Here is a 22,769-nt window from a genome sequence, read left to right on the forward strand (position 1 = left end):
CACCCCCTCCCCGCAGTCGGATCGTCGGGCGAGCCAGCAAGGCGTCGGCGATGGTGCCGTTTTCAACGGTCCTCTCCGTCGTGGCGGGTGGGGACTCCGCCGGCGTGGTCAGTTATGCCGTCACACGGGTCTTCGTGCCAGTCGCCGAAAGGATCGGTGTAACTCGACCATTCGGCGGGTCGACTCCATTCCGCGTCGGTGAGCAGCGCGGAGCGCAACGCGTCGACGATGTTCTCCGGTTCAGCCCCGCACACCAGCACGGTGATCGACACATGCCGGTCGCCGAGACGGTCGTGCCAGTCGGCGGCGGCCAGCGCCGCGCGTTGGGGGTCGGTGTAGGCCTGTTCCGCGGCACTCATCGCCGCCAGCCAGCGTCCCGCGTATTCGAATCGCATTCCACCGCCCGATGATTCGAGCCACATCACGTCGTCGAACCGGTTGGCCAACCACAGCCTCCCCCTTGTGCGCACCACACCGTCCAGCAGCACGTCAAGAGCCGCATGCAGGCGCTCTGGTTGAAACGGACGGCGTGCGGAGAACAGCAACAACCCGACGTCGCCGTCGGCGTCCAGCGACGGCTGGCCGGCGAGCAGCGGATCGTGTGGACTGGCACTGCGCCCGCGCCTGCTGTCGGGATCGAGGTTGTCCAACGCCACCCCGACACGATGGGCCCCGACAGTCAGACGCGACCGAGGTGCCAGACGTCGCAACACTTTCAGCGTTTGCGCGTGCGGTTCGTCGAGTACGAGTGCGTCGGCGAACTCGGCCTGCCCGACCACCACCTGTGCCGCGGGCCGCCCGTCCGCAAGGTCTTCGTCGCCAGTGGCCTGATCCAACCAGAGTGCGGCATCGATTGCCGTGACCACCGCGTCGATCCGGACCTCGAGTGCCGCTGGACCGTCGATGTAGCCGGGGCCCACCCGAACACGAACATTGTCGATCGCCCAGCAGAGGGGCTCGGGCTCGAGCCATGGCATGAGTTGCACCGCAATGCGATTGACATCGCCGCGGCGGTGGAGGCGGCGCAGCAGCACCAGCAGGTCCTCGCGCACGGTGCAGGTCACGCAGCCGCGGAGCAATTCGATTGGCCATTCCGAGGTCTTTGACGACGTCGTGACGCTGCGCACGACAACCTGACCGTCGTAGCGGTGCCGCACCACCACCGTTCCACTCGCACGCGCCAGTGCCTCGGCGATGCCGTCGGTGTCGCCTTGTCCGCAGATCAGCACGACCGGAGTGCGCACACAACCTCCTGATGTTGAAAATGATTTTCATTAACGTTAGCGTACCGAGAGACCAAGGTCGTCGGAAACGAACAACGCGCCCGTGCGGTGGCTCGCTACGCCGAGTGCCGCGCCGAGTGCAATTCGCAGGCCGGCGTGGGCCGTTCAGGAATTCGGGAGATGTATGGAGACGAGAGAAACGCAACGCCACCGACATACCCGGCGGCCCTGCGCAGAGGATTTCGAGTGGCAGTTGTACGCCAGATGTCGCGGGCTGCCCACGGAGATGTTCTTCGCTTCCGACGGCGAGCGCGGCCAAGTCAGAGCGGCTCGTGAGGAGCGCGCGAAGAATGTCTGTCGGTCGTGCCCGGTGCAGCGGGACTGCCTGCGGTACGCCGTGACCTCGGTACAGGCCTGGGGCGTGTGGGGTGCGACGACGCCACGGGAGCGGCAAGTCGATGTGTGGCAGGATCACGTGTCATAGGCGACGGCGACCCGAGGAAGCCGGTGTGAATCCGGTGCGGTCCCGCCACTGTGACCGGCGAGGTCTTTGAGATCGAGCCGGGAGCCAGATACTCACCGCGGTCGCCTCCTCATGAGACTGGGGCGGATTTCCCCGGTGAGGCTGATCTCGGCGTACCGAGAGCGCTTCCCGTGGTGTCCGCGCACGACGGAAGGCACGGGAATGGCGCAGCGTCGACATCGGCTGGCGGCTGTGATCCTGGTACTGCTGCTCCCTTCGTGCGGTACCGCGACCCGGCCAGCCGGCACCACCGCTGACGGCGCGGTGGCCGGATTCCCCGTGACCGTCACCAATTGCGGCATCACCACGACTTACCACCGTCCACCTCGCCGGGCGGTGGCACTGAACCAGCACTCGGTCGAGACGATGCTGGCGCTGGGACTGGAGAAATCGATGGTGGGCACCGCATTCCTCGACGATCAGGTGCTGCCCGAATATCGGGACGCCTACGAGGCCATACCGGTGATAGCCGAGGAATACCCGTCATACGAGACTCTGCTCACCGCCGAACCCGACTTCGTCTACGGCGGTTGGGCCAGCGCCTTCGACGAGAAGGAGGGGCGCGGGCGGGAACGATTGAGGGATGTCGGCATCGACACCCACCTCAACATCGAGAACTGCTCTGCCGAACCGATGACGTTGTCTGGGGTGGACGACGAAATACGCACTGTCGGAGAGATATTCGGCGCCCGCGACCGAGCCGACCGGGAGGTCGAACGGCAACGGCGGATCCTGCAGGAAACCCGCCACCGAGTCCGCGACGTGGTGCCGGTCGACATAGCCGTCTACGACAGCGGTGAGGCCACGGTGTTCACCTCGGGCGGGCAGGGTATCGGCAACCAGATCATCGAAGCCGCTGGTGGGCGCAACCTGTTCGGCGACGTGCCGAAGGTATGGGCCGACGTCTCATTCGAACAATTCGCCGAGCGGGTACCCCAGGTCATCCTGATCTACGACTACGGCGATCAATCGGTCGAGCAGAAGAAGCGCTTCCTGCTGGACAATCCGGTGCTGCAGCGGGTGCCCGCCGTCCGCGATCAACGCTTCGCGGTCCTGCCGCTGTCGGAGATCACCGCGGGCGTCCGGGTAGGCCGCGCCGTGAAATCACCTGCCCAGCAGCTGTATCCGGAGTCGACCGGATGACGGCCGTCGCCCTGGCCAGGCCGGTGCGGTCCGCGCCACCGCGCCGCCAACGCGTTCCTTACGGCCTCGTGCTGACGATGCTCGTGGCGCTGCTTCTGGTGTGCGTGACCGCGGGGGTCACCGTCGGATCGGCTGCCCTTCCACCCGGTCAGGTCTGGCAGATCCTGCTGCACCGACTCAATCCGCTGTTCGTCGATCCGACATGGTCGCCGGTGCGGGCTTCCATCGTTCTGGACGCACGGCTCCCCAGAGTTGCGCTGGCCGCGGTCATCGGGGCCGGCTTGGCGAGCGCCGGAATGGTGTTGCAGGCGGTCGTGCGCAACCCCCTGGCCGACCCGATGCTTCTGGGGGTGTCATCGGGGGCGTCGGTGGGTGCGGTGGCGGTGCTGGTGGCCGGCGCCGGGCTCGGCTTGTTCGTGCTGCCGCTGGCGGCGTTCCTCGGAGCCTTGGCCGCATTGGTCGCCGTCTACCTGCTCGCGCGTACGGATGGCCGGATGACCACGCTACGACTGATACTCGCCGGTGTCGCGGTCGCGGAGGTGCTGTCGGCCCTGGCCAGTCTGTTGATCGTCACCTCCGACGACCCGCACAAGGCTCAGTCCGCGGTGCGCTGGATGCTGGGCGGCCTCGGTGGAGCGACCTGGTCGACCGTGTGGATCCCGGCTCTCGCCGTGGCTGTCGGCAGTGCGGTGCTGCTCGCGGTCACCCGGTCGCTGAATCTGCTGTACACCGGTGAAGAGGCCGCTGCGGCACTGGGTTTGGATGTTCACCGCTTCCGCGCGGCCATGTTCGTGGTGGTCGCGTTGATGGTGGGCGCCATGGTTGCGGTCAGCGGTGCGATCGGCTTCGTGGGCCTGATCATGCCGCACATCGTACGGATGCTCGTCGGCGCCGACCACCGTCGCGCCCTTCCCGCGGCCGCGCTGCTGGGCGCCTCGTTCCTCATCGTGTGCGACATTGCCGCCCGCACCGTCGCCGCACCGGAGGAACTGCCGGTCGGCGCCCTCACCGCGCTGGTGGGAGGCCCGTACTTCCTGTGGCTCATGCGGCGCAAGGTTTCGGCGTGACCGGCGGAATCCACCTCGACGACGTGACCGTGTCGAAGGGGCGAAAGACGATGATCCACAACGTGTCCCTGCGAGTGCAGCCCGGCGAGATGGTGGCTGTGGCCGGACCCAATGGCGCTGGCAAGACCACGCTGTTGCGCACCCTCTACCGCGCTCAACGGCCGACGTCGGGGCGCGTGCTGGTGGGCGGTGAGGATCTCTGGCAGATGTCGGCCAAGCGTGCGGCCCGCCGGATCGCGGCCGTGTTGCAGGACGCCCCCGGCGATTTCGCCCTGACCGTGTACGACGTGGTCGCGATGGGCCGAACCCCGTACAAGCGCGCATTCGATGGCGACGACGCCGACGATCGCCGCATCATCGCCCGCGCGCTCGGGGCCGTGAACGTAACCGGTCTGGCGAACGAACCGTTCGACCGGCTCTCGGGCGGTCAGAAGCAGCGGGTGATGATCGCGCGCGCACTGACGCAGCGGACGGACACGATCGTGTTGGACGAACCCACCAACCACCTCGATCTGCGCCACCAGCACGATGCCCTGCACCGGCTACGGACAACAGGCGCCACCGTCGTGGCGGCATTGCACGATCTCAATCTCGCTGCGGCATACTGCGACCGGATCTGCATCCTCGATTCGGGCGGCCTCGTGGCGATCGGCACCCCCGCGCAGGTGCTGACCGTTGACATGCTCGCCGAGGTCTACGGCGTCACAGCCCGGGTCGGACTCGACACGAACACCGACCGGATACGGGTCGATGTGACACCGAGGGAGCCGGCCCGGTGAGAATCGACGGTCACCTCGCCGAGATCGCCCGCTTCGGGGGGTTCTTCGCCATCGCCCACGGGCCCGCCGAACCCGGTTGGCGGGCGGTGACGGACCATTACGCCGACGGATACCAGGACCTCATCGAGGCGACGGCCGCGCGCTACCGTACCAGCGATCTTCGCATCAGCGCGTCGGCGGTGCAGTTGAGCCACGCGTCGAGGCTGTGGTCGCCGGTGCTCGCGTGCGCCCTCGCACACGGCGTCGTGCCCGATCTCACGGGTCTGCAGCGAGCGCCGGACAGCCCGGCGCTGAGACTGCCTGTCCCCGAGGGTGACCGGCTGAACGGTGACCGATCGGCCATGCTGTACCGCATCGTCGTCGAAGATCACCTGGAGCGGATGGCCGACGGGCTGCGCGTCAAGGTCGCGCCCGGCCTGCTCTACGGCAACATCGCCTCGGCGTTGGTGGCCGCGACCCGGGCGCTGTACTCGGTGCGGCCCCCGTTGCGCGATTCGGCGACCGTGCTGGCACGATCGCTGCTGGCGACCGGCAAGCTCGCCGGCACCGGAACGGTCAAGCACAACTTGGCGTTTCGTCGCCGCAGCTGTTGTCTTTACTACCGCGTGAGCGACGGATCGAAGTGCGGGGATTGTGCGTTGCGATGACTCAGGTGAAGGGTGCGATCTCGACATCCTCGGCCAGCAGCCGCTCCCGCACCGCCGTGGCGATCTGCACGGCGCCGGGCGAATCTCCGTGTACGCAGATCGAGTCGACGGTGATCGGGATCGTCGAGCCGTCCACCGCGTCCACTCGACCCGACAGCACCATTGACGCGATCCGGTCGGCGATGACGTCCGTGTCGTGCAGGACGGCGCCGCGCTGACGGCGGTCCACCAGCCGGCCGTCGGGGCGATAGGCCCGGTCGGCGAACGCCTCGGGGACAGTGCGTAATCCGAGCTGTTCGGCCTCGCGGAAGAACACCGAGCCGGTGAGCCCGAGCACCGGAAGGGTGGGATCGACGGCGTGCACGGCCTCGGCGACGGCGCGGGCCTGGTCGGTGTTCGTCACGATCGCGAAGTACAGCGCCCCATGGGGTTTGACGTAGGTGACGGTGGTGGCGGCGGCATGCGCGATCGCCTGTAGCGCACCGATCTGGTAGATCACGTCGGCCTTGAGATCCTCGGGCGTCGCGTCGATGAACCGGCGACCGAACCCGGCCAGATCGCGATAGCTCACCTGCGCGCCGATCCGCACGTTGCGCTCGGCCGCCGCCCGGCACGCCCGCAACAGCAGGGCCGGGTCACCGGCGTGGAAGCCGCAGGCCACGTTGGCGCTGGTGACGATGTCGAGCATGGCGTCGTCGTCACCGAGCCGCCAGACCCCGAAACCCTCACCCAGGTCGGCATTCATGTCGACTGTTCTCATCTCGACGACCTCGTGGACAACGATGACGGCCACCGGTTTTCGGCAACGAATTCGGCCAGGGGGCGGCCGGTCGTCCACTCGTCGATTTCGAGTTGAGGCCGGTCGGGAAACTCGGGGACCGGTCCGAGGCACAGAATCGCGACGGGCTCGGCGCCATTGGGCATGCAGAGCAATTCGGCGAGCCTGTCCGGTTCGAAGATCGACACCCAGCCCATACCGAGCCCCTCTGCGCGCGCGGCGAGCCACAGGTTCTGTATCGCGCACGAGACCGAGGCCAGGTCCATGTGTGGAAGGGTGCGACGTCCGAACACGTGCTCTCCTCTGCCGTCGCCCAGCGCGACGACCAACAGTTCGGCGCACTCGAGGATCCCTTCGACCTTGAGTGCCAGAAACTCCTCGCCGCGTGGCCCCAACGCATCGGCGGTTCGCTCACGCTCCTCGTCGACGAGGTCGTGGATGCGTCGCCGCAGCCGGTCGTCGGTTATCCGGATGAACCGCCATGGCTGCATGAGGCCGACACTCGGGGCGGCGTGTGCGGCCTGTAGCAGCCGCACCAGCACGTCCTCGGGTATCTCCGCGCCGGGCGTGAACCGGCGCATATCCCGGCGTTCGGCGATCACCCGATAAACCGCGCGGCGTTCTTCGACGTCGAACGCGTGCTGGTCCACGCGGCCAGCTTAGGCCGCAGGCTGCCCGCCATGATGCGAGCGACATGATGTGAGCGACGCGGTCCAGGAAGCGGCCGCTATTGGAAACGGTTATCGTTATCGGTGTGATGACTGTCCGGATTGCCCGCACGATCCTTGCCGGTGCGGTGCTGGCTGCTCCGCTCGGCGTGGCGGCATGCTCCAGCGGTGGCGATCGAGCCCAGGAGACGAGCGCCGCTCCGTGTCCGGTTCGGCCGGTCGACGTGGTTGTGAGCGTCGACCAGTGGGGCGACATCGTCTCCCAGCTCGGCGGCGCCTGCGCCGAGGTCGCCACGGTGCTGGCCGCCTCGGCGGCCGACCCCCATGACTTCGAGCCCGCGCCGTCCGACGCTGCGAAGTTCGAAGGGGCTCAACTCGTGGTCCTCAACGGTGGCCACTACGACGAGTGGGCGGTCAAACTCGCCGCGAGCACGGCTCCGGACGCGCCGGTCGTAGAGGCGATGGCCACCGACCACCACGGCGACGTCGGCGAGGGCGACGCCAATCCCCATGCCTGGTACGACCCCGCCGCGGTGACGGCCCTCGCCGACGCGGTCACCGCCCGATTGCGTCAACTCGCGCCCGGGGCGGCGGCGTATTTCGACGAACGGCGCAACGCGTTTGCGCAGGATCTCAAGCCGTACCATGAGCTCATCGACTCCCTGAAGGCCAAAGCCTCCGGTAAGAGCTACGCCGCGACCGAGACGTCATTCGATGACATGGGCGCGGCGCTCGGCCTGGCCAACCACACCCCCGGCGGCTATCAGGTCGCATCGTCCAACGACTCCGAGCCGTCCCCGGCCGACCTCGGTGCCTTCCTGCAACTGCTGTCCGATCGCGGCGTGGACGTCCTGATCTACAACGCGCAAACCGAAGGCTCTGTCCCGCAACAGCTTCGGACCGCAGCCGAACAGTCGGGTGTCCCGGTGGTCGAGATCACCGAGACCCTGCCGCCGGACGCGGACTCGTTTCAGAGCTGGCAGGTCGACCAGTTGATCGCACTCGGCGAGGCTCTCGGTGTCGGAACCTGATTCCGAAGGTGATGTCGAACCCGACGTCGAGCAGGCGGCGCTGACCTTCGAGGACGTCAGCGCGGCACGTGGCGGGCGGCTGATCTGGTCGGAGGCGACGTTCGAGGTCCCCGCTGGTGGCATCGTGGCCGTCATCGGGTCGAACGGGGCCGGAAAGACCACGCTGCTGCAGATCGTGCTCGGTCTGGTGCCGCCGGCGTCCGGACACGTCCGCGTCTTCGGCCAACCGGCCGGCGCGCTCAACAAGTCGATCGGTTACGTCCCGCAGAACTACGCGTCGGCCTCCGGCGAGGCGATCCGCGCCCGCGACGCCGTGATGCTCGGACTCGTCGGACACCGGTGGGGTTTCGGGTGGCCGAGTCGCGAGGACAACCATCGCGTGGACGAGGTGCTCTCCGCTGTCGACGCGACCGCGGTGGCCCACAAGCGGTTGTCGCAACTCTCGGGCGGCCAACGCCAGCGGGTGGCGCTGGCCGAGGCGCTGGTCTCCAAGCCCCGCATGCTGATTCTCGACGAGCCGTTGGCCGCACTGGATCTGCGCAGCCAGCGCGAGATCGTCGCCGTGCTCGAGCGGATCAGCAAGGAGTTCGGCGTGACGATCCTCGTCGTCGCGCACGACCTCAACCCATTGCTGGGCGTGTTGACCAGCGCCATCTACCTGCTCGACGGGCATGCGCACTTCGACACCTTCGACGGCCCGGTCGACGAGACGCTGCTGAGCCACCTCTACGGCGCCAGGGTGGAAGTCGTGCACACGCCGCAGGGCGATCTGTACATGCGGAGGACGTGATGAACACGACGATGGTCGCGCTTGGCTACCAGGACAATTGGTGGCAGATCCTCACCTCGGCCTTCATGCGCAACGCCTTGATCGGGGGCACGATCGTCGCCCTGGCCGCCGGCCTGATCGGTTACTTCGTCGTCGTGCGCAACACGGCCTTCGCCGCCCACGCGCTGGCTCACATCGGGCTGCCGGGCGCGACTGGGGCGGTGCTCGTCGGCGTGCCCGTCGGGGTGGGGCTCGGCGTGTTCTGCATCGGCGGGGCCCTGGTGATCGGGGCGCTGGGCCGCCGGGCGGCCGACCGCGAGGTGGCCACGGGAACCGTACTGGCCATGGCGACCGGTCTCGGGTTGTTCTTCAACTCGCTGGCGACCAAGAGTTCGGGCACCCTGACCAACGTCCTGTTCGGCAACCTGCTGGCCATCTCGGCCCAGCAGATCACGACGTTCGCGGTGTTGGTGGCGGTGTTGGCGGTGTGCATCGCGCTGATCTACCGGCCGCTGCTGTTCACCTCCGTCAACGCCCAGGTGGCCGATGCCAAGGGGGTGCCGGTGCGCGCTCTTTCGGTGGCGTTCATGGCGCTGCTCGGCCTGGCGGTCACGATGGCGGTGCAGGCGGTCGGCACACTGCTGCTGTTCGCGCTCGTGGTCAGCCCCGCCGCCGCGGCAATCATGCTGACGCCGCGACCGGGCCGCGCGATCGCCCTGTCCACGGGTTTCAGCCTCGCTGCAGTATGGGCGGGTCTGGGCCTGTCGGCGATGTTCAACGCACCGCCCAGCTTCGTCATCGTGACGGTCGCGTGCAGCGTGTGGGCCGTGGTGTGGGCCGGGCAGCGCGGGCTGCGACGAACCGCCGATCGGGTGCTGGTCACCTGAGCCCGAGGCGTGGTCGGCTACCCTCACCGAGCATGCCGAGGAGTCCCACGCCGCGACGGCGTGCCACGCTGGCTTCCCTGGCGGCCGAACTGAAGGTCTCCCGGACCACCATCTCCAATGCCTACAACCGCCCGGACCAGTTGTCGGCCGAACTCCGCGAGCAGGTACTGGCCACCGCGAAGCGGTTGGGATACCCGGGCCCCGACCCGGTGGCGCGCTCGTTGCGCACCCGCAAGGCCGGTGCCGTCGGCCTGATGATCACCGAGCCACTCAACTACTCGTTCAGCGATCCGGCCGCACTCGACTTCGTGGCGGGCCTGGCCGAGTCGTGTGAAGAGGCCGGGCAGGGTCTGTTGCTTGTGGCGATCGGTCCCAATCGCAGCGTCAGCGACGGTACGGCCGCGATCCTCGCCGCCGGGGTGGACGGTTTCGCCGTCTATTCGGCTTCCGACGATGACCCCTATCTGGCCACCGTCCAGCAGAGGCAGCTTCCGGTGGTGGTGATCGATCAGCCCAAGGACGTACCCGGTGCCTCTCGCGTGTGCATCGACGACCGGGGGGCGATGCGCCGACTCGCCGAACACGTTGTGCAGCTGGGTCATCGGGAGATCGGCCTGCTGACGATGCGGCTGGGCCGCGACCGGCCGCGGGGCGTACCGGGCCCCACGGTGGCCGATCCGGAACGGCTGCAGACTCCGCACTTTCACGTGCAGCGCGAGCGCATCGCGGGGGTCCGCGACGCGATGAACGCCGCAGGGCTCGATCCGGAATCGCTGACCGTGGTGGAGAGCTACGAGCACCTGCCGACGTCGGGCGGGGCGGCCGCGGAGGTCGCCCTCGGCGCCAACCCACGGCTGACCGCGTTGATGTGCACCGCGGACGTGCTGGCCCTGTCGGCGATGGATTACCTACGGGCGCGGGGCATTTACGTTCCCGGTCAGATGACGGTCACCGGGTTCGACGGGGTGCCCGAGGCGCTGCGGCGCGGCCTGGCCACCGTCGCGCAGCCCAGCATTGAGAAGGGCCGCCGGGCGGGCCGGCTGCTGCACCACCCGCCACGATCGGGTCTGCCCGTCGTGGAGGTGCTCGACACCGAAGTCGTCCGGGGCCGCACGGCCGGGCCGCCCGCCTAGATCTCGGTGATCGGTTGGCAGGCCCGCCACTGCTCCACCATCGGCGCGACGCTGTCGGCGAGCATCGGCAGCTCAGGGGCCATCGCCAGCGCCGCGATCATCGCGAGCCGGCCGGCCGCCTCGGTGATCCGCAGGACACGGTCATCGGTCGGCCGCAACCCCAGTGAGACCGCCGCCGCGTCATAGGCGGCCAGCGCGTCGGGGCCCACCATCGCCAGATCGGATTCGACCGCACCCACGGTCACGAGTTCGAAGTCCGACCACAGCTCCCCGGCGGGTGTGGCGATCATGTTGTGGTACGGCGCATCACCGTGAATGGGCTGCACGCCGACGCCGGGGAACGCGGACTCGAATGCCGTGCGCGATGCCAGCACCGCGCCGATGACTTCCCATTCACGTTGCGCCCGTTCCAGATCCGATACCGAGACGAGATCGGGGAGATTCTGCAACGCCGCCAGCCCCTCCGGAATGTAGGAGCCGAACGGCGCCCAGAAATCCAGGTCTCCGTCGTAGTCGCGCAGTGCGGCGTGTAGTTGCGCCGTCTGTTCCATGCGCCGCACCGGGTCCGGGTCCAGATCCGGGATCTGCTCCACGAACTGCCAGAACGTCATCGAGAACCCGTCCCGGCGAACAGGTTCGGCGGGCACCAGCGGGCTCGGCGCCACCACGGGATGCCCGCGTTCGGCGAGCCACCTGGTGACGGCGAGTTCGGCGCGCTGTTGTCCGGTCTGCACATCCGGGTTTCTTCTGTAGGACGGCGGCAGCACCGTGGGCACCCGGACGACGACGGGTTCGGGGTGAAGGTGGACGATCACGGAGAACATGTCGTAGAGCACTCGGGGATCGTCGCTGCGGAGGCCGAGGTCGGCCCCGGCGGCGGTGGCGGCGGCGACTGCGGAAGCGGTCCGCTCGGCGATCTCGGCGTCGGTCAGCACCGTCAACCCGACCGCGAGCGGCGCGTGTCGAGCAGGTGAAGCAATGCCGCGGCGACATCTTGCGGCGATTCGACGCGATAGTTCGCCAACGTGTCGCCCGGGCCCACCTTCACACCGACATCGTCACCGTGCAGACGGCGGAACGCCTTCTCGTCGGTGACGTCATCGCCGAAGAACACCACGGCGGTCGCGTTCTCCTGCTGCCGCAGAATGTCGACCGCCTCGCCCTTGTCCGTCTGGATCACCGCGAACTCCAGCACTTGCTTGCCTTCGGTCAGCTGGGCATTCCAGTCGGTCGCGGCCTCACGGGCCGCGGACAGCGCGGCCGCGCCGTCGCCCGCCGAGGCGTTGCGCACGTGCAGCGCGACGCTGGCCGGTTTGGTCTCGACAGTGACACCCGGCTTGCCGGATGCGATCTCGCGCAGTTCCGCCGTGATGCGTTGCAGGAGAACGTCGTCGATGTCGTGTGTGAAGCCCGTGTCGAACTCGGCGCCGTGGCTGCCGACCAGATGCACCGCGGGTGGCATTCCCGACAGATCGCGCAGCACCTCGAGCGCGCGTCCGGAGATCAGCGCGCAGGCCGTGTCCGGAAGACCGGCGAGCGCGATCAAGGCGTCTGCGGCATCGGCGAGTGGCCGGGCGTCGGCCGGGTTACTGACGATCGGTGCCAGCGTGCCGTCGAAATCGGCGGTGATCAGCAGCCGTGGCGCCGCGGCGGCCGAGGTGAGCGCGCGCTGCAGATCCGCTGGAAGCACTAGACCATCATCCCGGGTCGCTTCGCTCCTGCCCTCCGAATCAGATCTTGGGGTGCTCTCCGTCGCCGATCAGCAGCCGCACCGCGAGATCCAGCCGCTTGCTGACGTCGGTTGCCGAGGCCCGCCTGGTCAGCCAGGCGAGCAGGTTGGACAACCAGACGTCGGAGATGACGCGCGCGATGTGGTACTGGTCCTCGGTCGGCTCGCCGTCGCTCATGGCGCGGGCGAACATCGAGTCCATCAGCTTGCCGACGTGGTCGACCTCACCGGCCGCTGACGCGTCGGCGAACACGAATGCGCGGGTCATGGCCTCGGTCAGCAGCGGATTACGTTGCATGGCGCGGTTGAGCTTGCCCACCATGATGTTCAGGCGCTGGTACGGCGTACCACCCGACAGCGACGCCCGGTCGGTCTTGGCGTCGATGCGCTCGAACTCGCGCCCCAGCGCGGAGACCAGCAGGTGCACCTTGGACGGGAAGTACCTGTACAGGGTGCCGACCGCGACATCGGCCCGTTCGGCGACGGCGCGCATCTGGACGGCTTCGTAGCCGCCCTTGGAGGCGATGGCCAGCGTGGCGTCCAGGATGCGCTTGCGGCGCTCGCGCTGGGCCTCCGAGCCGAGCTCCGACTCGGACAGGACCGCCACGTTCATCACCTGACGCGGTCGAGATTCCGACTGCGAGCCCGGATTGGCGGCTGCTTGTTGAGACGGGCCGGACATGCGGCGGGTTCTCCTTCGCTATGCGTTCTCGTCAGAAACGATACGCATGCCGATGCACTTTTTCTCACCCCGATGTCCCCGATGGCACCGACGTGTCCTGCTGTAATGGCGGTCGACTTGACGGTCGGTCGCTGGCACTATTAGAACACGTTCTAGTGAGGAGCACCGCCTTCTCACCCAATAGCTAGGAGTGGACGGTGTCGCTCGCATCCCCGGGAACCATTGCCGACGATCAGGCCGCCGTGCGGGAGCTGGTGCGCGACTGGGCGAGCGCTTCGGGCGTCGTCGCGGCGGCGCGAGACGTCGAGCAGGGGCAGGCCGACGCCTGGCGCCGGGCCTATACGGGCCTGGCGGAACTCGGGATCTTCGGGGTGGCACTGCCCGAGGAGCACGGCGGCGCCGACGGCACGGCCGACGACCTGTGCGCGATGGTCGACGAGGCGGCGGCCGCGCTGGTGCCGGGCCCGGTCGCCACGACCGCACTGGCCACGCTCGTGCTCGACGCGCCGGACGTGCTGCAGGCGCTGGCTTCGGGTGAGCGGGTCGCCGGGGTGGCGTTGACGGCAGACGTGCGGTTTGCCGACGGCCGCGCCTCGGGCACCGCGGACTACGTGCTCGGCGCCGATGCGGCGGGAGTGCTGTTGTTGCCGGCCGGGGACGTCTTCGTGATGGTCGACGCCGGTGCGGACGGCGTCTCCGTCGAACCGCGCAAGGCCACCGACTTTTCCCGGCCGCTGGCGCGCGTGGTGCTCGAGTCCGCGCCGGCCGAGGCGGTCAGCGCTCCCGCACAGCGAGTGATCGACATCGCCGCCGCCGTCATGGCGGCCGAGGCCGCGGGTCTGGCGCGCTGGGCGTTGCAGACCGCGACCGAGTACGCGAAGGTGCGCGAGCAGTTCGGCAAGCCAATCGGCAGCTTCCAGGCCATCAAGCACATGTGCGCAGAGATGCTGCTGCGGTCCGAGCAGGCCTCGGTGGCCGCCATGGATGCGGCAAGGGCGGTCGCGGAGGGCGTCTTATCCGGTGACGGCGACGACAACCAACTCTCGATCGCCGCGGCGGTGGCCGCCGCCGTCGGGATCGAGGCCGCCAAGGCCAACGCCAAGGACTGCATCCAGGTGTTGGGCGGCATCGGGATCACCTGGGAGCACGACGCGCATCTGTATCTGCGTCGCGCCTACGGCATTTCGCACTTCCTCGGCGGAGCGCCGCGCTGGTTGCGCCGAGTTGCGGCGTTGACGCAACAGGGTGTGCGCCGTGACCTGCGCATCGATCTCGAGTCGGTTGCCGACCTGCGCCCCGAGATCGCCTCTGCCGTCGCGGAAGTCGCAGCGTTGCCCGTCGAGAAACAGCAGGCCGCGCTCGCCGATGCGGGCTTGCAGGCACCGCACTGGCCCAAGCCGTACGGCCGCGGGGCCGGCCCCGCCGAGCAGTTGTTGATCGACCAGGAGTTGGCGGCCGCCGGAGTCACCCGGCCGGACCTGGTGATCGGATGGTGGGCTGCGCCAACGATTCTCGAGCACGGCACCCCCGAACAGATCGAGAAGTTCGTACCCGCGACGCTGCGGGGCGAACTGCAGTGGTGCCAGCTGTTCTCCGAGCCGGGCGCCGGATCGGATCTGGCGGCGCTGCGCACCAAGGCGGTTCGTGTGGACGGCGCGACCGCGAGCGGGGCAGACAAACCGGGCTGGAAGCTGACCGGTCAGAAGGTGTGGACCTCGGCGGCGCACAAGGCCGCCTGGGGTGTCTGCCTTGCCCGCACCGATCCGGATGCGCCGAAGCACAAGGGGATCACGTACTTCCTCGTCGACATGAAATCGCCGGGCATCGACATCCGCCCGCTGCGCGAGATCACCGGGGACAACCTGTTCAACGAGGTGTTCTTCGACGAGGTGTTCGTGCCCGACGAGATGGTGGTCGGCCAGGTCAACGACGGATGGCGGCTGGCGCGCACCACGCTGGCGAACGAGCGGGTCGCGATGGCTCACGGCACCGCGCTGGGCAACCCGATGGAGGAGTTGCTCAAACAGGTCGCCACGCTGGACTTCGACGTGGCCGGCCAGGACCGGTTGGGTTCGTTGATCGTGGCGGCTCAGGTTGGCTCACTGCTGGACCAGAAGATCGCCGAACTGGCTGTCGGAGGCCAGGATCCCGGCCCGCAGGCCAGTGCGCGCAAGCTGATCGGCGTGCGCTACCGGCAGGCGCTCGCCGAACTGCGGATGGAATTGTCCGAGGGCGGCGGCGTGGTGGAGAACTCGACTGTGTTCGACTTCCTCAACACCCGGTGCCTGACCATCGCGGGCGGGACCGAGCAGATCCTGCTCACCCTCGCAGGCGAACGACTGCTGGGGCTGCCCCGTTAGCTCAACGGGCCGGGTGGCCTAACGGGTTGATCGCACGCAGCTGGTGCTTGTAATCAACCCGTTAAGCGCGCCGGGCTGCCCCGTCAGCTGAACGCGGCCTGCGCGCACGCGTCCGGCGAGGTGATGTTGACCCCGCCGTAGACCACCTGGATGTGCGAGCACACGATCAGTGGAACGTCGGTGCGGGGCGCGCCGGTGCGCTGATCGACCGGCCAGGCGATCCCGCGGAACTGGAACTTCTCGGGCGGTCCGCCCCCGAAGTAGATGGTCGTGAATTCCACGTCGGTGAGCGACTTGAACGAGCGGGTGTTGGGCGCGTCGAAGTTGAAGTTGATATACACGCTGCGGTCCAAGGTGCGCAGCGTGGTGGTCTGGCGGGCCCACAGATCAGGGAAGCCGAGAACGTCCGGGCCGCGGCGCAGATTGGCGTTGGCGTCGAACAGGCACTTGGCCTCGGCTGCGATGCAGTTCGCGGTCACGTGCATCTCGAGGTTGGTGCCGGGATCGACCGGCACCGAGGAGTCCGCGGTGTCCACGGCCGCGGCCGCCCTCGGGGTGGGCGCCATGAGCGTCAGCGCCAGCAGCACCGTCGAGATCGCCGCAGCGACGCCGGTCAACCGGTTCGTCACGTTGCTCCCCTTCCACGTGCGGCGAATGCTAGCCCGCGCACTATTCGTCATAGGTGACTTCGACCGAATCCGACCGGGGCAGGGCTTGGCAGCCCAGGATCAGCCCCTCGTCGAGGTCGGACTGCTCGAGCACGTCGTTGACGTCCATCTCGACGTCGCCGCTCTTCTTCAACACCGCGCACGCGCCGCAATGGCCTTCGCGGCAGGAGAACGGCGCGTCGAGGCCCTTGTCCAGCAGCACGTCGAGCAACTTGGCGTTGCGGGGCCACCGCACCTCGTGGCTTTCTCCGTCGAGCGTGACGATCGCGGTGGCCGGACCCTCGTCGCTGTCGTCCTCCTCGATGACCACCGCGGCGAACGGGTCGGAGTCCAACGACTTGAACACCTCGATGTGCACGCGTTCTGCGGGTATGCCGGCGCCCTGGACGGCCTCCTCGGCCGCGGCCATGAAGGGTCCGGGGCCGCAGATGTAGGCGTCGTGGCTGGTGTAGGGGGCGGCCAGGGCGGCCAGTGCCGCCGCGCTCGGCAGACCCTGCACCGATTCGAGCCAGTGCACGACGACCAGCCGCTCGGGATACTTCTCGCTCAGCTCACGCAGCGCCGAGCCGAAGATCACGGATTTCTCGTCGCGGTTGGCGTAGATCAGCACCACCTTGCCGCTGCCCTCGGCCAGCGCCGACTTGCAGATCGACATCATCGGTGTGATCCCGGAGCCGGCGGCCAGCAGCAGGAAGTCGGTGTCCAGCGTCTTGGGCACGAACGTGCCCGACGGGGCCAGGACGTGGATCTTCATGCCGGGGTGCGCGTGATCGCACAGCCAGTTCGACGCGTACCCGTCGGCGGTGCGCTTGACGGTGACGGTCAGTCGGTCGTCGGTGAAGGGGGAACTGCACAGCGAGTAGCAGCGCGCCACCGAACCCGTCCGGTCGCTGGGTACGCGCAGTGTCAGGAACTGTCCTGGCGCATACCGCAACCGTTCGGCGGGGATATCGGCGCCGGCGGGCACGCTGAACACCAGCGAGCGCGCATCGTCGGTCTCGGTGACGATGTCGGCAAGTTCCAGCTCGAGCACGTGGCTGCCGAGCGGCTCGTCGGTCACTTTCGCGTCCACCTCTCACGTCCGCCAGTCCTGGGCCCAGGGCAATAACTAGAACATGTTACAGAAATGCATGTGTGCAGGTCCAGGTCCTACAGGTATGCCCTACTCGACACGAATCGTAACGTGTTCTAATCTGACGGCTAAGCGGTTCGCGCTTCGCGTGAGTGCTCATCGCAGTTGTGGGCTCTTCGCGCGAGCGCTCATCGCAGTCCGTCCTATCGGGAGGCACATCAGTGACGTCCATTGAACAGCGTGACGCGCAGTCGGTCCTAGCCGGGATCGACGACCTACTGCCGCTGATCGCCAAACGCGCACAGGCGACCGAAGACCTGCGCCGCCTACCCGACGACACGGTCAACGAACTCAACGAGGTCGGCTTCTTCAAGCTGCTTCAGCCCGAGCAGTGGGGCGGGATGCAATGCGATCCGACGCTGTTCTACGAGGCGGTGCGCCGGCTGGCCAGCGCCTGCGGATCGACCGGTTGGGTCAGCTCGATCATCGGCGTCCACAACTGGCACCTCGCGCTGTTCGACCAGAAGGCGCAGGAAGAGGTGTGGGGCGAGGACCCGGCCGTGCGAATCTCGTCCTCGTACGCCCCGATGGGGGCGGGCACCGTCGTCGACGGCGGCTACATCGTCAACGGCTCCTGGAACTGGTCGTCCGGATGCGACCACGCTACTTGGACATTCGTCGGCGGACCGGTGATCAAGGACGGCAAACCGGTGGACTTCGGCAGCTTCCTGATCCCGCGCTCCGAATACGAGATCGACGACGTGTGGCATGTGGTCGGCCTCAAGGGCACCGGGAGCAACACGCTCAAGGTCAAGGACGTGTTCGTGCCGCGGCACCGCTTCCTGTCCTACAAGGCGATGAATGACCGCACCGCGGGCGGCCTTCAAACCAACACCGCACCGGTCTACAAGATGCCCTGGGGCACGGTGCATCCCACCACCATCTCCGCTCCGATCGTCGGCATGGCGTACGGCGCCTACGACGCCCATGTCGAACATCAGGGAAAGCGAGTGCGCGCGGCGTTCGCGGGGGAGAAGGCCAAGGACGACCCGTTCGCGAAGATCCGCATCGCCGAGGCCGCCAGCGACATCGACGCGGCCTGGCGCCAGCTGATCGGCAATGTGGGCGAGGAGTACGCCTTGCTGAAGGCAGGCGAGGAGATCCCGTTCGAGCTGCGCGCACGCGCCCGCCGTGACCAGGTGCGCGCGACCGGCCGTGCGATCGCCTCGATCGATCGCCTGTTCGAGGCCTCGGGTGCCACCGCGCTCAGCAACGACGCTCCGGTGCAACGCTTCTGGCGCGACGCCCACGCCGGACGCGTGCACGCTGCCAACGATCCCGAGCGCGCCTACCTGATCTTCGGCAACAACGAGTTCGGGCTGCCGCCCCAGGACACGATGGTTTAACGGGAAGGCCAGATGACCTCATACATCCAGGAGACCGAGCAGCAGGTCGAGGTCACCTTCGAATCGACGTCTCGGTATGCGCAGGTTCGCGCCGGCGAACGAGACATGCGGCTGCACTACCACGAAGCCGGTGTCGGACACTCCGAGACGGTGGTGTTGCTGCACGGTGGCGGGCCCGGCGCATCGAGCTGGTCGAACTTCTCCAAGAACATCGCGGTGCTTGCCAGGCACTTCCACGTCATCGCCGTGGACCAGCCCGGTTACGGCCACTCCGACAAGCACACCGAGCACGAGCAGTACAACCGCTACAGCGCTAACGCGCTACTCGGACTGTTCGACCATCTGGGCATCGAACGCGCTGCGCTGGTTGGCAACTCGCTGGGTGGTGGGACCGCGGTGCGGTTCGCACTCGACAACCCCAAGCGGGCGGGCCGGCTGGTGCTGATGGGGCCCGGCGGGCTGTCGGTGAACCTCTTCGCACCCGATCCCACCGAGGGGGTCAAGCTGCTCGGCAAGTTCACCGCAGAGCCCACGCGCGAGAACATGGAGAAGTTCCTGCGCATCATGGTTCACGACCAGAGTCTGATCACCGGTGAGCTGATCGACGAACGGTTCGAGATCGCCAGCCAGCCCGAGTCGCTGGCCGCGGCCAAGGCGATGGGAATGTCGTTCGCGGGCGCGGACTTCGAGCTTGGCATGATGTGGCGCGAGGTGTACAAGCTGCGCCAACCGGTGCTGCTGATCTGGGGTCGCGAAGATCGCGTCAACCCGCTCGACGGCGCATTGGTGGCGCTCAAGCAGATTCCGCGTGTGCAGCTGCACGTCTTCGGGCAGTGCGGACACTGGGCTCAGCTGGAGAAGTTCGAGGAATTCAACAAACTCACTGTTGACTTCTTGTCAGACCCTCCTCGGAAAGGTTCGCGATGACCATCAAATCGCTTGGCTACCTTCGGATCGAGGCGACCGACGTCGCGGCGTGGCGCGAGTACGGCCTCAAAGTGCTCGGCATGGTCGAGGGCTCCGGCCAGACCGACGGCGCGCTCTACCTTCGGATGGACGAGTTCCCGGCCCGGCTGGTGATCGTGCCCGGAGAGCACGACCGTCTGCTGCAGTCCGGCTGGGAGACCGCCAACGCCGCGGAGCTGCAGGACATCCGGAAACGGCTCGACATCGAGGGTGTGCCGTACAAGGAGGCTTCGACCGCCGAGCTTGCCGAACGCCGCGTCGACGAGATGATCCGGTTCGACGACCCGTCCGGTAACACGCTCGAGGTGTTCCACGGCGTCGCGCTCGAGCACCGCCGCGTCGTCAGCCCGTACGGCCACAAGTTCGTCACCGAGCAGCAGGGCCTGGGCCACGTGGTGCTGACCACCCGTGACGACGCCGAAACGCTGCACTTCTATCGGGATGTGCTCGGGTTCTACCTGCGTGACTCGATGCGGTTGCCGCCCCAGCTGGTCGGAAGGCCCGCCGACGGCGCGCCGGCGTGGTTGCGCTTCCTCGGCGTCAACCCGCGCCACCACAGCCTGGCATTCATGCCGGGTGAGACGCCGAGCGGCATCGTGCACCTGATGGTCGAGGTGGAAAGCGCCGACGACGTCGGGCTGTGCCTGGACCGCGCGTTGCGCCGCAAGGTGCCGATGTCGGCGACGCTGGGCCGCCACGTCAACGACAAGATGCTGTCGTTCTACATGAAGACACCGGGCGGATTCGATGTCGAATTCGGTTGTGAGGGCCTGCAAGTCGAAGACGACGATTGGGTCGCGCGGGAAAGCACCGCGGTGAGCCTGTGGGGTCACGACTTCAGCGTCGGTTTCAAGTGACGGTGAAGATCACTCGATAATGGCGGCCGAACCGATTGACCCGCGCACATTCCGCAGCGTGCTCGGGCAGTTCTGTACGGGCATCACGGTGATCACGACGATGAACGACGGCGTGCCGGTCGGATTCGCATGCCAGTCGTTCGCGGCGCTGAGCCTGGATCCACCGCTGGTGCTGTTCTGCCCGACGAAGATGTCGCGGTCGTGGCAGGCGATCGAGGCCAGCGGTCATTTCTGCGTCAACGTGTTGCACGAGAACCAAAAGGACGTCTCGGCGCGGTTCGGTTCCAAAGAACCCGACAAGTTCGCCGAAATCGACTGGTACCAGTCGAAACTCGGCTCGCCGGTCATCGAGGGCACGCTCGCTCACATCGACTGCTCGGTGCATTCGGTGCACGACGGGGGCGACCACTTCGTCGTGTTCGGCGCGGTGCATTCCCTGTCGGACGTCCCGCACCGCAAGCCGCGGCCGCTGCTGTTCTACCGCGGGCAGTACACCGGTATCGAGCCGGAGAAGAACACGCCCGCGCAATGGCGCGACGACCTCGAGGCCTTCCTCACCGCAACCACCGACGACACCTGGCTGTAGCGCTACAACAACTCGTCGATGAAGCCGACGATCGTCGCCGCGACTTCCCGGTGCACGGTCTCATTGAGAACGTCGTGACGTGCGCCCTCGAATTCGGCGAGGCGCAACGAGTCGATCTGCTCGGCGTAGGCCCGCACCGCCCCGACCGCAGCGATGGGGTCATTCGTACCGTGCACGGCCAGTGTCGGCACCGCCAGCTTCGGCAGCACGGCGCCGAACCGGTCCCAGGCCCGGTCGAGTTCCCGTGTCAGCGCCACACCGTCGGCATCGACGAACGCCAGCGGGTCGGTCGCGAGCAGGTCGAGGTAGAACGGGTCGTCGGACAGCCAACTGGGCTCGAGCCGCAGTGCGGTGTCGTTGTCGAGCATCGCCGGAATCGGCACCAGCGGAGCGCCTGAGACGACGCCGCCCAGATAGCGGTCGGGCTGATCGAGCAGCCGGAACAGCGTGACGATCGAGCCGAACGAATGCCCCTGTGCGATCAACGGTGTTCCGGGCGTGGCGCTTTCGGCCAGCGAGATCAGGGCATCGGCAAGTGAAGAGCTGTCCTCGGTCGATCCGAAGTCACCGCGCGCGCCCGGGCTGAGCCCGTGACCGAACTGGTCGACCGCCCACAGGTCGAAGCCCGCGGCGTTGAGTGCGAAGCCGAAGCGGTGGTAGAGGCCGCTGTGTTCGCCGAAGCCGTGAAGGAAGATCACGGCCGCGCGTGGCCGCGCCGACGCCCAGTGGCGGTAGTAGGCCCGACCCTTCGGGTGGTCGATGAACGGCATACCGACGACGTTAGCCCTTGCCCAGTAGGACGTCGTGCTGCTCGCGCATCCGATCGCGAATCGCGTCGACGACGGCCGCGACCTCCGGCCGCCGCAGTGTTTCACCTCGGGTGACGAGCCAGTACGTCAGCCGCACCGACACCTCGGCGCGCAGGACGCGTAGCAGATCGGCATGGCGGTCGGCCATGAAGCAGGGCAGCAGGCCGAGGCCGGCGGCCGCACGGGTCGCCTCGACGTGGACGAAAACGTTGGTCGACGTGACGGATTCGCGCATCGCGGGCGCGAAGCTCGTGGCCGCGTCGAGGTCGTCGACCTGCAACATCGAGTCGATGAAGTACACCAGCGGATAACGGTTCAGGTCGGCGACGGCGGTCGGAGTCCCGTGCTCGGCCAGGTAGTCGTGAGATCCATAGAGGCCCAGGCAGTAGTCACCGAGCCTGATCGCCCTCGCCCGATGGACGCGGGGTTCGCCGACGACGACCTCGACGTCCAGCCCGGACCTCTGCTGGGTCGCGCGGCGGGTGGCGGCCACGATCTCGACGGCCACGTTGGGATGCTGCCGTTGAACGCGCGCGGCCGCGGGCGCCGCGATGTAGGCAGAGAAGCCGTCGGTCGCCGAGATCCGGACCACCCCCTCCAGTGCGCGCTCCCCGGCGGGATCGACGGCAAGTGAGCGCACTGCCGACTCGATGGTCTCCGCTGCGGCCAGTGCGTCGCGTCCGAGTTCGGTGAGTTCCCATCCGCCCGCGCCGCGCGCCAGCACGCGTCCGCCCACCGACGCCTCGAGTGCCGCGATACGGCGGGAGATCGTGGTGTGGTTGAGGCCCAGTTCTTCAGCGGCCGCGTTGTACCGGCCCGACCTGCCGACGGCCAGCAGCACCAGGAGGTCGTCGGCGCTCGGTCGTCGTCGAGCCGAGGACAGGGTCATGTGTGCATTTTCGCAGATACCTCCTGCACCTTTCGCCATTGCCCGGTGACCAATCTGCGTGAATACTCACAGGCGACTTGTCTGCCATCACAGCCCG

At 67.7% G+C, this 22,769-nt stretch carries 23 protein-coding genes, 1 pseudogene and 1 riboswitch; of the genes and pseudogenes, 14 read left to right on the top strand and 10 right to left on the bottom strand.

The window, feature by feature from the left end; translation table 11 throughout:
- Positions 1-62 precede the first annotated feature (62 nt).
- Positions 63-1,244 carry a ribosome hibernation factor-recruiting GTPase MRF gene (mrf, locus tag AU197_RS16165; RefSeq protein WP_064403673.1) on the bottom strand — a complete coding sequence of 394 codons (1,182 nt, stop codon included), beginning with the start codon at positions 1,242-1,244 and terminating at the stop codon, positions 63-65.
- 223 nt (positions 1,245-1,467) lie between these two features.
- Here mrf and AU197_RS26075 point away from each other — a divergent pair.
- From AU197_RS26075 to AU197_RS16185, 5 genes and pseudogenes are all read left to right on the top strand, one after another.
- Positions 1,468-1,707: pseudogene (locus AU197_RS26075) on the top strand (WhiB family transcriptional regulator); the annotation flags it as partial.
- Positions 1,698-1,821: riboswitch (cobalamin riboswitch) on the top strand. It overlaps the preceding pseudogene by 10 nt.
- A 21-nt stretch (positions 1,822-1,842) precedes the next feature.
- A complete protein-coding gene (locus tag AU197_RS16170; protein WP_231744962.1) occupies positions 1,843-2,889 on the top strand; it encodes an ABC transporter substrate-binding protein in 1,047 nt (348 codons plus the stop codon).
- A complete protein-coding gene (locus tag AU197_RS16175) occupies positions 2,886-3,956 on the top strand; it encodes a FecCD family ABC transporter permease (RefSeq protein WP_064403675.1) in 1,071 nt (356 codons plus the stop codon). The genes AU197_RS16170 and AU197_RS16175 overlap by 4 nt, the downstream gene beginning before the upstream one ends.
- Positions 3,953-4,735, top strand: a complete 783-nt coding sequence (locus AU197_RS16180; RefSeq protein ID WP_064403676.1) for an ABC transporter ATP-binding protein — start codon at positions 3,953-3,955, stop codon at positions 4,733-4,735. Before AU197_RS16175 ends, AU197_RS16180 begins: the two co-directional genes overlap by 4 nt.
- On the top strand, positions 4,732-5,382 hold the full coding sequence (locus AU197_RS16185) for a (2Fe-2S)-binding protein (RefSeq protein ID WP_064403677.1): 651 nt from the start codon (positions 4,732-4,734) through the stop codon (positions 5,380-5,382). Before AU197_RS16180 ends, AU197_RS16185 begins: the two co-directional genes overlap by 4 nt.
- 1 nt (position 5,383) lies before the next feature.
- Here the strand turns inward: AU197_RS16185 and AU197_RS16190 are convergent, their stop codons facing one another.
- Entirely contained in the window at positions 5,384-6,142 is a 759-nt protein-coding gene (locus AU197_RS16190) for a LamB/YcsF family protein (protein WP_064403834.1), read from the bottom strand.
- Entirely contained in the window at positions 6,139-6,810 is a 672-nt protein-coding gene (gene bluB, locus AU197_RS16195) for a 5,6-dimethylbenzimidazole synthase (RefSeq protein ID WP_064403678.1), read from the bottom strand. Before bluB ends, AU197_RS16190 begins: the two co-directional genes overlap by 4 nt.
- A 107-nt stretch (positions 6,811-6,917) precedes the next feature.
- Between bluB and AU197_RS16200 the strand changes: the two genes are divergently transcribed.
- From AU197_RS16200 to AU197_RS16215, 4 genes are read left to right on the top strand one after another with little or no spacing between them, the layout of a single operon-like run.
- Positions 6,918-7,859 (top strand): metal ABC transporter solute-binding protein, Zn/Mn family, encoded by a 942-nt coding sequence (locus AU197_RS16200; RefSeq protein ID WP_064403679.1) that lies wholly within the window; start codon positions 6,918-6,920, stop codon positions 7,857-7,859.
- Complete coding sequence (locus tag AU197_RS16205) at positions 7,846-8,649, top strand: metal ABC transporter ATP-binding protein (protein WP_064403680.1); 804 nt, start codon at positions 7,846-7,848, stop codon at positions 8,647-8,649. The genes AU197_RS16200 and AU197_RS16205 overlap by 14 nt, the downstream gene beginning before the upstream one ends.
- Positions 8,649-9,515: a metal ABC transporter permease gene (locus tag AU197_RS16210; RefSeq protein WP_064403681.1), complete on the top strand. Its 867-nt coding sequence runs from the start codon at positions 8,649-8,651 to the stop codon at positions 9,513-9,515. Before AU197_RS16205 ends, AU197_RS16210 begins: the two co-directional genes overlap by 1 nt.
- A gap of 32 nt (positions 9,516-9,547) precedes the next feature.
- On the top strand, positions 9,548-10,648 hold the full coding sequence (locus AU197_RS16215; protein WP_064403682.1) for an Rv3575c family transcriptional regulator: 1,101 nt from the start codon (positions 9,548-9,550) through the stop codon (positions 10,646-10,648).
- Here the strand turns inward: AU197_RS16215 and AU197_RS16220 are convergent.
- Genes AU197_RS16220 through kstR form a run of 3 tightly spaced genes read right to left on the bottom strand, consistent with a single transcriptional unit; the run spans position 10,645 to position 12,984 of the window.
- A complete protein-coding gene (locus tag AU197_RS16220) occupies positions 10,645-11,583 on the bottom strand; it encodes an aminoglycoside phosphotransferase/kinase family protein (RefSeq protein WP_064403683.1) in 939 nt (312 codons plus the stop codon). The genes AU197_RS16215 and AU197_RS16220 overlap by 4 nt on opposite strands.
- A gap of 2 nt (positions 11,584-11,585) precedes the next feature.
- On the bottom strand, positions 11,586-12,338 hold the full coding sequence (gene otsB / locus AU197_RS16225) for a trehalose-phosphatase (protein ID WP_064403684.1): 753 nt from the start codon (positions 12,336-12,338) through the stop codon (positions 11,586-11,588).
- 40 nt (positions 12,339-12,378) lie between these two features.
- Complete coding sequence (gene kstR / locus AU197_RS16230; protein ID WP_197415570.1) at positions 12,379-12,984, bottom strand: cholesterol catabolism transcriptional regulator KstR; 606 nt, start codon at positions 12,982-12,984, stop codon at positions 12,379-12,381.
- 272 nt (positions 12,985-13,256) lie between these two features.
- On the opposite strand from kstR, the gene AU197_RS16235 reads away from it, so the two are divergent.
- Positions 13,257-15,419: an acyl-CoA dehydrogenase family protein gene (locus AU197_RS16235; RefSeq protein WP_064403686.1), complete on the top strand. Its 2,163-nt coding sequence runs from the start codon at positions 13,257-13,259 to the stop codon at positions 15,417-15,419.
- 83 nt (positions 15,420-15,502) lie between these two features.
- Here AU197_RS16235 and AU197_RS16240 read toward each other — a convergent pair whose 3' ends face one another.
- Complete coding sequence (locus AU197_RS16240; RefSeq protein ID WP_197415557.1) at positions 15,503-16,048, bottom strand: hypothetical protein; 546 nt, start codon at positions 16,046-16,048, stop codon at positions 15,503-15,505.
- 40 nt (positions 16,049-16,088) lie between these two features.
- Positions 16,089-17,147, bottom strand: a complete 1,059-nt coding sequence (locus AU197_RS16245; RefSeq protein WP_064403836.1) for a ferredoxin--NADP reductase — start codon at positions 17,145-17,147, stop codon at positions 16,089-16,091.
- Positions 17,148-17,380: 233 nt separating this feature from the next.
- Between AU197_RS16245 and hsaA the strand changes: the two genes are divergently transcribed.
- The 4 genes from hsaA to hsaB are packed head-to-tail and all read left to right on the top strand — an operon-like array spanning position 17,381 to position 20,974.
- Entirely contained in the window at positions 17,381-18,565 is a 1,185-nt protein-coding gene (gene hsaA, locus AU197_RS16250; RefSeq protein ID WP_064403687.1) for a 3-hydroxy-9,10-secoandrosta-1,3,5(10)-triene-9,17-dione monooxygenase oxygenase subunit, read from the top strand.
- Between the two features lie 12 nt (positions 18,566-18,577).
- Positions 18,578-19,492 (top strand): 4,5:9,10-diseco-3-hydroxy-5,9,17-trioxoandrosta-1(10),2-diene-4-oate hydrolase, encoded by a 915-nt coding sequence (hsaD, locus tag AU197_RS16255; protein ID WP_064403688.1) that lies wholly within the window; start codon positions 18,578-18,580, stop codon positions 19,490-19,492.
- On the top strand, positions 19,489-20,388 hold the full coding sequence (gene hsaC / locus AU197_RS16260; protein ID WP_064403689.1) for an iron-dependent extradiol dioxygenase HsaC: 900 nt from the start codon (positions 19,489-19,491) through the stop codon (positions 20,386-20,388). Before hsaD ends, hsaC begins: the two co-directional genes overlap by 4 nt.
- Positions 20,389-20,407: 19 nt before the next feature.
- Positions 20,408-20,974: a 3-hydroxy-9,10-secoandrosta-1,3,5(10)-triene-9,17-dione monooxygenase reductase subunit gene (gene hsaB / locus AU197_RS16265; protein ID WP_064403690.1), complete on the top strand. Its 567-nt coding sequence runs from the start codon at positions 20,408-20,410 to the stop codon at positions 20,972-20,974.
- A gap of 2 nt (positions 20,975-20,976) precedes the next feature.
- On the opposite strand, the gene AU197_RS16270 is transcribed toward hsaB, so the two are convergent.
- Positions 20,977-21,744: an alpha/beta fold hydrolase gene (locus AU197_RS16270; RefSeq protein WP_064403691.1), complete on the bottom strand. Its 768-nt coding sequence runs from the start codon at positions 21,742-21,744 to the stop codon at positions 20,977-20,979.
- 10 nt (positions 21,745-21,754) lie between these two features.
- Positions 21,755-22,711: a LysR family transcriptional regulator gene (locus AU197_RS16275; protein ID WP_064403692.1), complete on the bottom strand. Its 957-nt coding sequence runs from the start codon at positions 22,709-22,711 to the stop codon at positions 21,755-21,757.
- Positions 22,712-22,769 lie beyond the last annotated feature (58 nt).

The sequence above is a fragment of the Mycobacterium sp. IS-1590 genome (assembly GCF_001500025.1).
In the GTDB taxonomy this organism is placed as follows: Bacteria; Actinomycetota; Actinomycetes; order Mycobacteriales; family Mycobacteriaceae; genus Mycobacterium.